We start from the raw sequence: 12,677 nt of genomic DNA on the forward strand, positions 1-12,677 counted from the left end.
CAACTTGATCATACCTATGACGGTGATCGCCGAATGACTGAGATTGCGACAAGAGGTGGCGTGAACGCTGACGCGGCATAAGCACTCTTGGCAGGAATTAACACGGGCCGGCTCAACACGAGCCGGCCTTTTTTTATTTATAGGGCTTTGAACAAGACGAGAACCGCCTGCCCCCCCCTTATCATGGGATTGCCCGACAAATCCTCCCCAAAAAGAAACGCAAAAGGCCGCAGCAAACGCTGCGGCCTTTCGAAAGTCCTACAAGTCAGGCCCGAAGGCCCAACCCATAATTACTCAGTGATCTTCGACACAACGCCGGCGCCAACTGTACGGCCACCTTCACGGATCGCGAAGCGCAGACCGTTTTCCATGGCGATCGGTGCGATCAGCTCAACGCCGAAGGACACGTTATCGCCGGGCATGACCATCTCGGTGCCTTCTGCCAGCTGAACGGTGCCAGTCACGTCAGTTGTACGGAAGTAGAACTGTGGACGGTAGTTCGCGAAGAACGGCGTGTGACGGCCACCTTCCTCTTTGGTGAGGATGTAGGCTTCGGCTTCGAACTTGGTGTGCGGGTTCACGGAACCGGGCTTGCAGAGAACCTGACCGCGCTCAACGCCATCACGCTCAACGCCACGCAGCAGCGCGCCGATGTTGTCGCCAGCTTCACCACGGTCCAGCAGCTTGCGGAACATTTCCACGCCGGTGCAGGTGGTTTTCTTGGTGTCGCGGATGCCGACGATTTCGATTTCGTCGCCAACGTTGATCACGCCACGCTCAACACGGCCGGTCACAACGGTACCACGACCAGAGATCGAGAACACGTCTTCGACGGGCATCAGGAACGGCTGGTCAACAGCACGCTCTGGTGTCGGGATGTAGTTGTCGACTTCTTCCATCAGCTTGCGGATAGCGTTCTCGCCGATGTTTTCGTCGCGGCCTTCCATCGCCGCCAGAGCCGAACCGGGCACGACGGGGATGTCGTCGCCGGGGTAGTCGTAGGAAGACAGCAGCTCGCGGATTTCCATTTCGACCAGCTCGAGCAGCTCTTCGTCGTCGACCTGGTCAACTTTGTTCATGAAGACGACCATGGCGGGGATGCCAACCTGACGGCCGAGCAGAATGTGCTCACGCGTCTGGGGCATCGGCCCGTCGGCCGCGTTCACAACCAAGATCGCGCCGTCCATCTGAGCGGCACCAGTGATCATGTTTTTCACATAGTCAGCGTGGCCGGGGCAGTCGACGTGGGCGTAGTGACGTGCTTCGGTCTCATACTCAACGTGCGCGGTCGAGATGGTGATGCCGCGGGCCTTTTCTTCGGGCGCGCCGTCGATCTGGTCATACGCTTGGAAGTCACCGAAGTATTTGGTGATCGCCGCGGTCAGCGTGGTTTTACCGTGGTCAACGTGGCCGATTGTGCCGATGTTGACGTGTGGCTTGTTACGTTCAAACTTTGCCTTTGCCATGGTGGCGCCCTTTTATTTGAGGGGACCCAACGGGGACCCGAACCCTATCTGGCGGGCGATGTATTGGGTCTGGGCGGTAAAATCAAGCGGGACTTGTGCCTTGGTGCCACTTAAAACCCGCTCTCCCTTGATTGCCGCCCAATTCAAACCGCCGTGGCCGGGGTTATTTATCCTCTGGATCCGAGGGGGAAGCCACTGCCCTACCGCCGTTAAACCAGCCCTCTTCGCGGTTTTGTTTCACAAGGTAATTCTCAATCGACTTGGCCGCATTCTGGCTGAGATTCTTCAACTGTTCTTCGGCAGACTTCGTATAGCCCGACCCAACGACCGGCCCCTGATCCAAGGATTCGAACACAGTGATCTGATGCGGCTCGGGGTTCAGCTTCTTGTTCTTGGCGTCATCCCAAACGGTCAGATTAAGGATCAGAATGGATTTCGGCGCAAAGACCAGCGGGACGCCGGGCTGGGCCAGTACATAGCCTTCGACGCTGATGCCGAAATGATAAAACCGCTCCCCATCATAGCGGTCAAACCGCTCGGCGGTGGCGGCCTGAACAGCGGCGGCCAATTTATCCTTACTGACCTCACGACTGAGCGGGCCTTTTTGGGCCTTGGGGGCGACGACGATATTGTGGTGCAGGTTAAAATCGCCAAGCGGCGTGGGCGCGTCGCCCAAATCAGATGCGCCATTGCAGGCGGCCAGCGTCGCAACAGTCATCAGCACGGCAAGAACACGGATCATTGGCACATCCCCAAGGCGTTAATATCGGCAAAGGGGTAGCCGATGGCCAGAGGCGGCGCAATCATTTGCCGCAGTTGCGCCCCTGCCGCTCCGCCCTACTTTGGCAAAGAGTGAGGACATCATCATGACCCAGCCAGAACAATCGCCCGGCCCCCTGCCCGTTCACGTACCACTTGTCACCGAACCCGTTGGCTTGCTTGGCAGCTTGCAAATGGCGCGGCGCAATGTGCTGAGTATCATCCCCAAGATCGCCACGACCCAGCCCATCGTTTCGGGCAAAACCGGCAAGCGTTGGCATATGGTGATGGATCCCAGTGCTATTCGGGAAATCCTGCTCGACCGGTTAGAGGATTACCCCAAGTCGGACGTGACCAAGAACCTGCTGCGCCCGGCCATCGGGGAATCGCTGTTTATCGCCGAAGGTGCGCATTGGCGCTGGCAACGGCGTACCGCCGCCCCGGTGTTTTCGCAACGCAATGTGCGCAACCTTGCCCCGGTGATGTCTCATGCCGCGACCCGCGCCGCCGACCGGATCGCCGCTGCTGGCCCGCGCGCGGTGAACATGCTGGATGAAATGGTCACAACCACTTTTGATGTGATCGGCGATGTAACCTTTTCCGGCGATGGAACCTTTGACCGTGACAAGGTGCACGGCGCAATTGACGATTACATCGCCGAGGCTGGCAAAATCAGCCTGTTCGACATCTTGGGCTTTCCCGACTGGCTGCCGCGACCGGTGCGGATGATGTCGGGCCAAGCGTTAAAGCAGATGAAGGCCATGGCCGACAGCGCCATCGAGGCCCGCGTTGCTCGTGGGCATGAAGGCACGCCCGACTTGCTGGATCTGCTGCTCGAAGGTGTTGATCCCATGACCAAGCGCAAGATGAATACCGCAGAACTACGTGACAATCTGCTGACCTTCATCGTCGCGGGGCATGAGACCACCGCGCTGACGCTGGCGTGGTCAATGTACTTGATGGGTTTTGACCAAGGCATGCAGGACCGCGCGCGGGCAGAGGTACAATCGGTGCTACAAGGCCGCGCGTGCACCGGGGAGGACGTGGATCAACTGCCCCTGATCCGAATGATCGTCGACGAAGCGCTGCGTCTCTACCCGGCTGCCGGTATCATCTCACGCACGGCGCAAAAGCACGACACGCTTTGCGACCGCGAGATCCGCCCCGGCGACACAGTGATGATCCCGATATACGCGCTTGGCCGTAACGAACTGCTGTGGGACGCGCCCGACGCCTTCCGGCCCGAGCGTTTTGCCGACCGCAAGGCGATCAACCGCTATGCCTATCTGCCCTTTGGGGATGGCCCGCGCATCTGCATCGGGGCGAGCTTTGCGCTGCAAGAAGCGGTCATCGTTCTTGCCACGCTGCTCGGGCGGTTCAAATTCACCCCTGTGCCTGGCAAAGACCCTGAGCCTGTGATGATCCTGACCCTCCGGCCCGAAGGCGGCGTCTGGATGACGGCAGAGCCACTGGATTGACCCCACCGCAAAGCGGGGTCAAGCAAATCAGTTGAACTTGTTGTCGCGCGGGAAGCCACGTGGCGCCATCCGGCCAGAACCAGCGCGCTTGCCGGTCCATTCCGCGAGGTCGATCTCGGTGCGGGTTCGCCCTGCAGGGTCTTGCCAGCTTAGCCCCGCCGCACGTTCGAAGGTGGTGGCATCCGAAAGGCCGCCGTCTTTGTACTTTTGCAGGCGAACGCCCTTACCGCGGCCCATTTCAGGCAGCTCATCAAGGCCAAAGACCAGCACTTTGCGGTTCTCGCCCACGGTGGCCACGCTGTCACCCGACACCGGATGACAGACCAGCGCCGCGACACCTTCGCCGCGCACGTTCAGCACCTGTTTACCACTGCGGGTCTGCGCCACGACCTCATCCTCAAGCACGACAAAGCCATCGCCCGCTGTGGATGCGACCAGCAGCTTACGCCCCGGCTTGTGAATAAAGAGCGATACGATCTGCACCTCGTTCGGTAGATCGACCATCAGACGCAGCGGTTCTCCCATGCCACGCCCACCGGGCAAATTAGCGGCGGATACGGTGTAAAAGCGCCCGTTCGAGCCGAAGACCAACAAGCGATCCGTCGTTTCAGCGTGGAAGATAAAACGAGGGCCATCGCCATCTTTGAACTTCAACTCGCGGTTCAGGTCGATATGGCCCGTCATCGCACGAATCCAGCCCATCTGAGAGCAGACCACCGTAATCGGCTCACGGTCAATCATCGCTTCGATTGGAACTTCTTCTACTTCGCCTGCCGTCTCAAAGGTGCTAAGCCGCTGGCCGCGTTTGACCCCGTCGATCACCCAGTCCTTGCCAAACTGCTTTTTCGTCGCGCGCAACTGGTCGGCGATGGTGGTCCATTGCAGGTCTTCACTGTCGAGCAGGTCTTCTAGACCGGCGCGTTCCGACATCAACGTGTCGCGCTCACGCACCAGCGCGTCCTCTTCCAAACGCCGCAATGACCGCAGGCGCATGTTAAGGATTGCCTCGGCCTGCACATCAGACAGTCCGTTTTCGCGGCCCGCATAGCTGTGCGGCACGGCGCGGGTGTCACCGCTCTCGGTCAAGACACCGGTTGCCTGTGCTTCTGCATCCGCGATCACCGCCAGCTTGGAGACGTCGACCCCCGCCAACGGCGACACATATGCGCGCTCATCCATCGCGCGGGCTAGCGTATCTTGATGCACCCGGCTCCAGTCCTCATACATCAAGGCCGCTTTGGGATCGTCGTCATAGCGGATGATCTCAATCACCCGGTCGAGGTTCAAGAAGGCCGTGATCAGGCCCTGCAACACCTCAAGCCGGTGATCGATCTTGTCCATACGGTGACGTGACCGGCGTTGCAGCACCTCGCGGCGGTGGTCAAGAAACGCGCGCAGTACTTCCTTGAGCGAACAGACCTTCGGCGTCTGCCCGTCGATCAACACGTTCATGTTAAGTGAGAACCGCACCTCAAGATCGGAGTTGCGAAATAGCATCCCCATCAACACTGCCGGATCGACGTTCTTCGAGCGCGGCTCGATGATCATGCGAATATCTTCGGCAGACTCATCGCGAACGTCTGCGAGAATCGGTATCTTCTTAGTCTGAATCAGCTCGGCGATCTTTTCGATCAGCTTGGATTTCTGCACCTGATAAGGAATCTCGGTGACCACGATCTGCCACGCGCCCCGGCCAAGGTCCTCGACCTCCCATCGGCAGCGCAGACGGAATGAACCACGGCCCGTGCGATAAGCATTGGCGATATTTTCCGCAGGTTCGACAATGATCCCGCCCGTGGGAAAATCGGGGCCAGGCACATAGTTCAACAGCGTATCGTCGCGGGCATCCGGCACCTTGATCAGGTGAATGCAAGCATCGCAAAGTTCGGCAATGTTATGCGGTGGAATATTGGTCGCCATGCCCACGGCGATCCCCGAAGAGCCATTGGCCAACAGATTCGGAAACTGCGCGGGCAGCACGACAGGCTCGGTCAACGTGCCGTCATAGTTCTCGCGATAGTCGACTGCGTTTTCGTTCAGCCCTTCCAGCATCGCCTCGGCCACGGCGGTCATCCGCGCTTCGGTATAGCGCGATGCAGCGGGGTTATCGCCGTCGATATTGCCAAAGTTACCCTGACCGTCGACCAGCGGATAACGAACGTTAAAATCCTGCGCCAAACGCGCCATCGCATCATAAATCGCGGCATCTCCGTGCGGGTGATAGTTACCCATCACGTCACCGGAAATCTTCGCGGATTTACGGAAACCACCTGTGGACGACAGCCGCAGTTCGCGCATCGCAAACAGGATACGGCGGTGCACCGGCTTCAGCCCATCGCGCGCGTCTGGCAATGCACGGTGCATGATGGTTGACAGCGCATAGGTCAGATAGCGTTCCCCCAAGGCGCGGCGGAGCGGCTCGGACAGGTCATTCGGGTCGAGTTCTGGGGGTGTGGTTGTGTCTGACATGACGGGTCTTTTAGCCAAGCCTAGCAGGGCGAGCAAGCGACAGATTCCGCAAGCCTTGTTCTGAAAATATGCCGCTTGCACGGTTTCAAGAGAGAAAAAAGCAATACTTTTGTGCTATGCGATTTCTTGCCAATTGAAATTGAACCATTCGCGAAGTTTCGCGTTGGTCTCTCAACAAAGACACGATTTTGACAGAGACGGGGAACAGCACAATGAAACGGTTCATTTTTTTGACATTTGGTTTCATGGGCTGGGCCTTCTATGAGATGAGCGGCGGTGCAGATTTCGCACCCGCGGGCGCACAAATGGTAAGCGCCAAAGCCACCGATTCGGCGCTCATTGCCAGCGCGAATGCTGCAACACCGTCCTCAGACCTTGTTACGGCTGCCGCCGCGAACGCGGCACGCAAAGCTGAAAGCCCGATCACCCCCTTCGCCCAAAAATCCACAGCGCCCGAACACGCCGCGACCCGCGTGGCGTTGAATCTGACCACATTGAGCGATCTGCCGCAGGCCAATGACGCCGTGGTGCAAAAGATTGTTGCCTCATCGGCTGACCGTGCCGGTGCAAAGGTCGTTAAATCCAAGCCTGCGAATGCTTCTGGCGAAATAGTGCAAAACGCATCCTATTCGGCCACCACTGCGCAGACGCCCGCTGTCCTCCCCAGCCTAATAGATGGCGCTGATAGCGCCGCAACCTATGTAAGCACCACGCAAGCTGAGATCCGCACAGTCAGCGGCACCCGCGTTAATGTCCGCGGTGGGCCCGGCACCAGTTTTGATGTGGTCGGCAAACTGGGCCAAGGAGATGCCGTTGAGGTGATCGAAGACAACGGCGCAGGTTGGGTTCGGTTCCGCAGCGTGGATGGCACGGAAACAGGCTGGATGGCCGACTTCCTGCTCAACAATGGCTAACTTGCCAATCCAATAGCATCGCGCGATGAAGGGCCTTTCAATCGAAGGGCCCTTTTGCATGTCTGCGACCCGTTCCATCCTAATCACTGGCTGTTCCAGCGGCATCGGCTACGCCGCCGCTCATGGCATGCGCACACGGGGCTGGCGGGTTTTCGCAGCCTGTCGGCAACAGGAGGATTGCGACCGCCTCAGCGCCGAAGGGTTCGACGCACCCCGGATCGATTATACCGATGAGGCCAGCATCCAATCCGCCCTCGCCCATGTGCTGGACCAGACGGGCGGTACGCTTGATGCAGTGTTCAACAACGGTGCCCACGCCACGCCCGGATTGGTCGAAGACCTGCCCACAGATGCCCTGCGCGAAATATTCGAGGCGAATTTCTTTGGCTGGCACAGCCTGACCCGCGCGGTGATCCCCGTGATGCGCAATCAGGGGCATGGTCGGATCGTGCAATGTTCCTCGGTCCTCGGCATGGTGGCGATGCCGTGGCGCGGGGCGTATAACTCCACTAAATTCGCGCTGGAGGGGCTGACCGACACCCTGCGGCTTGAGATGCGCGGCACGGGGGTTGAGTTGATCCTGATCGAACCCGGCCCGGTCACGTCCAAACTGCGTGCCAAAGCAATCCCGCGGTTCGAACGTTGGATCGACTGGGAAAACAGCCCCCGCGCGGCGGAATACGAAGCGACCATGCGCCCCCGGCTCTATGATAACAGCGGCAAGAAAGACCGGTTTGAACTGCCCCCCGAAGCGGTGGTGGCAAAACTTGTTCACGCCGTGGAATCCCCTCGCCCCCGTCCGCGCTATTTCGTCACAACCCCCACCCACATCGCCAATGTTTTGCGGCGTATCCTGCCGACGCGGGCGCTGGATTGGGTTACCAGCCGTTGATTTTGGTTGCGCGACTGCTTTGCGCCGCTACATCTCGGGGCAACGAAAGGACAGCCCATGCCAAATGATCCGTTTTTCGTGATCGTCCTGCTTTCCGTCGTGGCGGTTGCCGTTGTGCTTATGATGGGCCTCGGTGGATTTGCTACGGGGGGCAAGTTCAACAAGCGGAACGCCAACAAGTTGATGCGTTGGCGGATCATCGCGCAGTTTATCGCCGTGCTGCTGATCCTTGCCTATGTCTATTTCAGAGGGGGGACGATCTGATGGTTGTGCTTAACAAAATCTACACCCGTACCGGCGATAAGGGCACCACCGCGCTTGGCAATGGTGATCGCGTGGCCAAACACGACGCGCGGGTCGAGGCCTATGGCACGTCGGATGAGTTGAACTGCTTTGTCGGCGTGGCCCGACTTGAGGCCACGAAAGACACCGATGCAGCGCTGGCGCGCATCCAGAACGATCTGTTCGACCTTGGTGCCGACCTCTGCCGCCCTGATATGGCGGCTGACCGCGATGCGGAATACCCGCCCCTGCGGGTCACCCAAGAACAGGTCGACCGGCTTGAGCGCGAAATCGACGTAATGAATACCGAATTGGAGCCACTGCGCAGTTTCATCCTGCCCGGTGGCCGCGCGTTAGCGGCGCATCTGCATGTCTGCCGCACTGTTGCCCGCCGCGCCGAAAGACTCGCAGTGCTGCTGTCGGAACAAACCACGATCAACCCCGCAACAGTTACCTACCTGAACCGTCTAAGCGACTGGTTCTTCGTCGCCGCGCGTATGGCCAACAACGCGGGCCAAGAAGACGTGTTGTGGGTGCCGGGCGCGAACCGTTAAGAAAATAGCGCTAACAGACGAAAAACCGGGAAAACGCCGCGTTCAAAATAGCCTATCTGCCGATTTTGGCCTGTTTTGATCCGATCCGCTTCGTTACACCCGTCTGGAGAATTAGGGAGACCGGGCCAACCAGCCCGTGTCGCAAACTGAGGAGAGAGACCGCTCATGAAGGTACTGGTACCTGTCAAACGCGTGATCGACTATAACGTGAAAGTTCGTGTCAAAGCGGACGGAACGGGTGTTGATCTTGCCAATGTGAAAATGTCGATGAACCCCTTCGACGAAATCGCCGTCGAACAGGCGATTCGTCTGAAAGAGGCCGGTCAGGTTGAAGAGATCGTCGCAGTCTCCATCGGTGTGAAGCAAGCGCAGGAAACCCTGCGCACCGCGCTCGCCATGGGTGCAGACCGCGCGATTCTTGTTGTGGCATCGGACGATGTACACAAAGACATCGAGCCGCTGGCCGTGGCCAAAATCCTCAAAGCCATCGTCGACGAAGAGCAGCCGGGCCTCGTGCTCTGCGGCAAACAGGCGATCGACAACGACATGAACGCCACCGGCCAGATGCTCTCGGCGTTGATGGGTTGGTCGCAGGCGACATTTGCCTCTGAAATCGCCATCGAAGGCGACAAAGCGAAAGTCACCCGCGAAGTCGACGGCGGCTTGCAGACCATCGAGGTTACCATGCCGACAGTCGTCACTGTCGACCTGCGCCTCAACGAGCCGCGCTACGCTTCGCTGCCGAACATCATGAAGGCCAAGAAAAAGCCGCTGGATGAAAAGACCGCCGAAGACTACGGCGTCGATGTCTCCAACCGCTTGGAAATCGTCAAAACCGTAGAGCCTGCCGAACGTGCCGCTGGTATCAAGGTCGGTTCGGTTGACGAGCTTGTGGCGAAACTTAAAGAAGCGGGGGCTGTGTAATGGCTGTTCTTCTGATTGCCGAAATTTCCGATGGCGAATTGTCCATGGATGCCACCGCCAAGGCGGTAACCGCAGCCAAGGCATTGGGCGACGTGACCGTTCTGGCGGCTGGCAGCTCTGCTGCGGCAGCGGGCGAAGCAGCGGCCAAGATCGATGGCGTGTCCAAAGTGCTGGTCGCCGAAGACGCGATGCTGGGCCACCGTTTGGCCGAAGCCACCGCCGCGCTGATCGTGTCGCTGGCGGGTGACTATGACCACATCGTCGCCCCGGCCACCACCGACGCCAAAAACGTGATGCCACGCGTGGCAGCGCTTTTGGATGTCATGGTGATCTCGGATGCCTCCGGCGTTGTCGATGCCGACACGTTTGAGCGCCCGATCTATGCCGGTAACGCGGTTCAGACCGTGAAATCCAACGACGCCAAGAAAGTCATCACCTTCCGCACATCGACCTTCGATGCGGCCGGTGACGGGGGCTCTGCCTCGGTCGAGACCATCTCGGCTGCCGAAAATCCCGGCCTGTCGACATGGGTCGAAGACAAGGTCGCCGAATCCGACCGTCCTGAGCTGACAAGCGCAGGCGTCGTGGTGTCCGGTGGTCGTGGCGTCGGCTCCGAAGAAGACTTCGCGCTGATCGAGAAACTGGCCGACAAGCTTGGCGCCGCCGTTGGCGCGTCGCGTGCGGCGGTCGATTCGGGCTATGCGCCGAACGACTGGCAGGTTGGCCAGACGGGCAAAGTTGTCGCCCCAGACCTCTATGTCGCGGTTGGCATCTCGGGTGCGATTCAGCACCTTGCCGGGATGAAAGATTCCAAGATCATCGTCGCAATCAACAAAGACGAAGAATCGCCAATCTTCCAAGTAGCGGACTACGGTCTGGTTGCCGATCTCTTTGATGCCGTGCCTGAGCTGATCGAAAAGCTGTAAAGCTCTTCACGTGAAACACTAAAGGCCCGCCAGATTTGGCGGGCCTTTTTCGTTACGGACGCTCCTACCCGCAATTTTTCAGGACATGTTTTGCAATGCGTCGGTCAAAGCGGCAGCAGCGGAGGCATGGGCCATCGGGCCGAGCATCTCTGACGCGGCCTGCACCTCCATCTCGCTCACCACCATGCCATCGGTGGGTGCGACAGATGGGCACTTGGGGGCAACGACTTCAATCTTAGCGGTCGCATGTTGGGCCACCGCTTCTAACATTTCCCGGGTGACAAATAGCGGGTCATAGCCCAACTCTCCCACAGGCTGTTCATCAGTGGCCACTGGCGGCCGGTCGGCCAGCCAAAGCAGCAGCGTCCGTCCTTGGATTTGCCCCAACATCAGCCGCATGCGTGCCATCCACGCCTGCTGCAATTCGGTACGCACCGCCTCGAACCGCTCAGGTGAAACCTGCATTAGATGGGTCAGCATATGACGGTTAAAGTGAAATTCTGAAAAATCCACCTCGCGATAGATTGTCTGCAACAAGGCCGAGGCTCCGACGAAGCGATCATTCCGGCGCCGATGCACCGAGTAGAACCGATTGGTCATATTCTGTGCCCCCATGACCTGAACCACCGTTACATCCGCCTGTGAGGCCGCCTGTGCGACAAAGGGGTCATGTGCGAATGCGTCGATCCCAGCATTGGGAAAGCCAAAATTTACACAAGTCTTTCCCATCACAGCCTCGACCCGTGCCGGGAAAGGCTGTTCTATGAATTTGCCATAGGTTTCTGTCCCACCAAGAAAGGCGATATAAGGCGCCTCCAACCGGCGGCGGGGGCCGCGAAACATCAACTTTGAAGTGCCATAGCGACACGGTAGATAATCCAGAGGCTCTGGCCCCAGTGCATCATAGGTCATTGAACCCACCTTTATTGTTCACCCAAAGCCAGATTGCACAGCAGGGGCTGCGATTCTCTTAACGGGCAAATTTGCCGATAGATTTCGTAAACAGCTGCCCTTGCGGCACCCCCGCGACGCGCCCTATTGTGCGCCGAACTCAAGTAAAGGACAGGCCATGGATATCCAGACAATCGGCATCGTGGGCGCGGGGCAAATGGGTAATGGGATTGCCCATGTCATGGCGCTGGCGGGCTATGATGTGCTGCTGAACGATGTCAGCGCCGATGCGCTGGCGAAAGGGATGAAAACCGTTACCGGAAACATGGACCGCCAAGTCAGCCGCGAAAAAATCACCGCCGCCGACCGCGATGCGGCGATGGCGCGGATCACCACAACGCAGACGCTGAGCGACCTAGGCCAGAGCGATTTGGTGATCGAAGCCGCGACGGAGCGGGAGACAGTGAAGCAGGCGATTTTCGAAGACCTGATGCCGCACCTTAAGCCGACAACGATTCTTACGTCGAACACCTCGTCGATCTCTATCACCCGATTGGCCAGCCGCACCGACAGGCCTGAGAAATTCATGGGATTCCACTTCATGAACCCCGTCCCGGTGATGCAATTGGTTGAACTGATCCGCGGCATCGCCACGGATAAGGAGACCTATGACGCCTGCAAAGCCGTGGTGGATCGGTTGGGAAAAACCGCCGCTTCGGCCGAGGATTTCCCTGCGTTCATCGTGAACCGCATTCTGATGCCGATGATCAACGAGGCGGTATATACGCTTTATGAAGGGGTCGGCAATGTAGAGTCGATCGACAGTTCGATGAAACTGGGCGCGAACCATCCGATGGGTCCGCTGGAACTGGCGGACTTCATCGGTTTGGACACCTGTCTGGCGATTATGAATGTGCTGCATGATGGGCTGGCAGATACGAAATATCGCCCCTGCCCACTGCTGACCAAATATGTCGAAGCCGGTTGGCTGGGTCGCAAAACACAACGCGGTTTTTACGACTACCGCGGCGAAACACCGGTGCCGACGCGCTAAGCAGGAACGTTGTTGGGGGCGCTGCCCCCATCGCGCCAAAGGCGCGATTCCACCGCGGGTATTTTTGA

General features: G+C 58.7%; 13 protein-coding genes (1 of these 13 running past the window's edge). 9 read left to right on the forward strand and 4 right to left on the reverse strand.

Going from position 1 to position 12,677, the window contains the following annotated elements; translation table 11 throughout:
• Window positions 1–81 carry the 3' portion of a DUF892 family protein gene (locus DSM110093_RS15055; protein ID WP_243265842.1) on the forward strand. It extends 417 nt beyond the left edge of the window, so 81 of the gene's 498 nt are visible here — the last part of the coding sequence; its start codon lies off the left edge, out of view; it ends in the stop codon at window positions 79–81.
• A gap of 209 nt (window positions 82–290) precedes the next feature.
• Here the strand turns inward: DSM110093_RS15055 and tuf are convergent, their stop codons facing one another.
• Window positions 291–1,466, reverse strand: coding sequence for an elongation factor Tu (gene tuf / locus DSM110093_RS15060; RefSeq protein WP_067622157.1), 1,176 nt, complete (start codon window positions 1,464–1,466; stop codon window positions 291–293).
• Between the two features lie 163 nt (window positions 1,467–1,629).
• Entirely contained in the window at window positions 1,630–2,208 is a 579-nt protein-coding gene (locus tag DSM110093_RS15065) for a hypothetical protein (RefSeq protein ID WP_243265843.1), read from the reverse strand.
• Window positions 2,209–2,332: 124 nt separating this feature from the next.
• Here DSM110093_RS15065 and DSM110093_RS15070 point away from each other — a divergent pair, with 124 nt between their 5' ends.
• Window positions 2,333–3,703 (forward strand): cytochrome P450, encoded by a 1,371-nt coding sequence (locus tag DSM110093_RS15070; protein ID WP_243265844.1) that lies wholly within the window; start codon window positions 2,333–2,335, stop codon window positions 3,701–3,703.
• Window positions 3,704–3,730: 27 nt separating this feature from the next.
• On the opposite strand, the gene DSM110093_RS15075 is transcribed toward DSM110093_RS15070, so the two are convergent.
• On the reverse strand, window positions 3,731–6,172 hold the full coding sequence (locus tag DSM110093_RS15075; protein WP_243265845.1) for a DNA topoisomerase IV subunit A: 2,442 nt from the start codon (window positions 6,170–6,172) through the stop codon (window positions 3,731–3,733).
• Window positions 6,173–6,384: 212 nt separating this feature from the next.
• On the opposite strand from DSM110093_RS15075, the gene DSM110093_RS15080 reads away from it, so the two are divergent.
• From DSM110093_RS15080 to DSM110093_RS15105, 6 genes are all read left to right on the forward strand, one after another.
• On the forward strand, window positions 6,385–7,086 hold the full coding sequence (locus tag DSM110093_RS15080; protein WP_243265846.1) for an SH3 domain-containing protein: 702 nt from the start codon (window positions 6,385–6,387) through the stop codon (window positions 7,084–7,086).
• A gap of 58 nt (window positions 7,087–7,144) precedes the next feature.
• The gene (locus DSM110093_RS15085) at window positions 7,145–7,978 is read left to right on the forward strand and encodes an SDR family NAD(P)-dependent oxidoreductase (RefSeq protein WP_243265847.1); all 834 of its coding nucleotides are present in this window, start codon (window positions 7,145–7,147) and stop codon (window positions 7,976–7,978) included.
• 57 nt (window positions 7,979–8,035) lie between these two features.
• Window positions 8,036–8,242, forward strand: a complete 207-nt coding sequence (locus DSM110093_RS15090) for a twin transmembrane helix small protein (protein WP_243261548.1) — start codon at window positions 8,036–8,038, stop codon at window positions 8,240–8,242.
• Window positions 8,242–8,814, forward strand: a complete 573-nt coding sequence (locus DSM110093_RS15095; RefSeq protein ID WP_243261549.1) for a cob(I)yrinic acid a,c-diamide adenosyltransferase — start codon at window positions 8,242–8,244, stop codon at window positions 8,812–8,814. The genes DSM110093_RS15090 and DSM110093_RS15095 overlap by 1 nt, the downstream gene beginning before the upstream one ends.
• 165 nt (window positions 8,815–8,979) lie before the next feature.
• Window positions 8,980–9,738 (forward strand): electron transfer flavoprotein subunit beta/FixA family protein, encoded by a 759-nt coding sequence (locus DSM110093_RS15100; protein WP_243265848.1) that lies wholly within the window; start codon window positions 8,980–8,982, stop codon window positions 9,736–9,738.
• The gene (locus DSM110093_RS15105; RefSeq protein ID WP_243265849.1) at window positions 9,738–10,664 is read left to right on the forward strand and encodes an FAD-binding protein; all 927 of its coding nucleotides are present in this window, start codon (window positions 9,738–9,740) and stop codon (window positions 10,662–10,664) included. The genes DSM110093_RS15100 and DSM110093_RS15105 overlap by 1 nt, the downstream gene beginning before the upstream one ends.
• Window positions 10,665–10,742: 78 nt before the next feature.
• Here the strand turns inward: DSM110093_RS15105 and DSM110093_RS15110 are convergent, their stop codons facing one another.
• Window positions 10,743–11,576 carry a DUF6473 family protein gene (locus tag DSM110093_RS15110; protein WP_243265850.1) on the reverse strand — a complete coding sequence of 278 codons (834 nt, stop codon included), beginning with the start codon at window positions 11,574–11,576 and terminating at the stop codon, window positions 10,743–10,745.
• A 157-nt stretch (window positions 11,577–11,733) separates the two neighbouring features.
• On the opposite strand from DSM110093_RS15110, the gene DSM110093_RS15115 reads away from it, so the two are divergent.
• On the forward strand, window positions 11,734–12,609 hold the full coding sequence (locus DSM110093_RS15115) for a 3-hydroxybutyryl-CoA dehydrogenase (RefSeq protein WP_243265851.1): 876 nt from the start codon (window positions 11,734–11,736) through the stop codon (window positions 12,607–12,609).
• Window positions 12,610–12,677: the final 68 nt, after the last annotated feature.

Source organism: Sulfitobacter sp. DSM 110093 (genome assembly GCF_022788715.1).
Classification (GTDB): Bacteria; Pseudomonadota; Alphaproteobacteria; order Rhodobacterales; family Rhodobacteraceae; genus Sulfitobacter.

Coding starts and splice junctions, on each gene's coding strand:
- tuf (WP_067622157.1), bottom strand. CDS start 1,466: ATGGCAAAGGCAAAGTTTGAACGTAACAAGCCACACGTCAACATCGGC.
- DSM110093_RS15065 (WP_243265843.1), bottom strand. CDS start 2,208: ATGATCCGTGTTCTTGCCGTGCTGATGACTGTTGCGACGCTGGCCGCC.
- DSM110093_RS15070 (WP_243265844.1), top strand. CDS start 2,333: ATGACCCAGCCAGAACAATCGCCCGGCCCCCTGCCCGTTCACGTACCA.
- DSM110093_RS15075 (WP_243265845.1), bottom strand. CDS start 6,172: ATGTCAGACACAACCACACCCCCAGAACTCGACCCGAATGACCTGTCC.
- DSM110093_RS15080 (WP_243265846.1), top strand. CDS start 6,385: ATGAAACGGTTCATTTTTTTGACATTTGGTTTCATGGGCTGGGCCTTC.
- DSM110093_RS15085 (WP_243265847.1), top strand. CDS start 7,145: ATGTCTGCGACCCGTTCCATCCTAATCACTGGCTGTTCCAGCGGCATC.
- DSM110093_RS15090 (WP_243261548.1), top strand. CDS start 8,036: ATGCCAAATGATCCGTTTTTCGTGATCGTCCTGCTTTCCGTCGTGGCG.
- DSM110093_RS15095 (WP_243261549.1), top strand. CDS start 8,242: ATGGTTGTGCTTAACAAAATCTACACCCGTACCGGCGATAAGGGCACC.
- DSM110093_RS15100 (WP_243265848.1), top strand. CDS start 8,980: ATGAAGGTACTGGTACCTGTCAAACGCGTGATCGACTATAACGTGAAA.
- DSM110093_RS15105 (WP_243265849.1), top strand. CDS start 9,738: ATGGCTGTTCTTCTGATTGCCGAAATTTCCGATGGCGAATTGTCCATG.
- DSM110093_RS15110 (WP_243265850.1), bottom strand. CDS start 11,576: ATGACCTATGATGCACTGGGGCCAGAGCCTCTGGATTATCTACCGTGT.
- DSM110093_RS15115 (WP_243265851.1), top strand. CDS start 11,734: ATGGATATCCAGACAATCGGCATCGTGGGCGCGGGGCAAATGGGTAAT.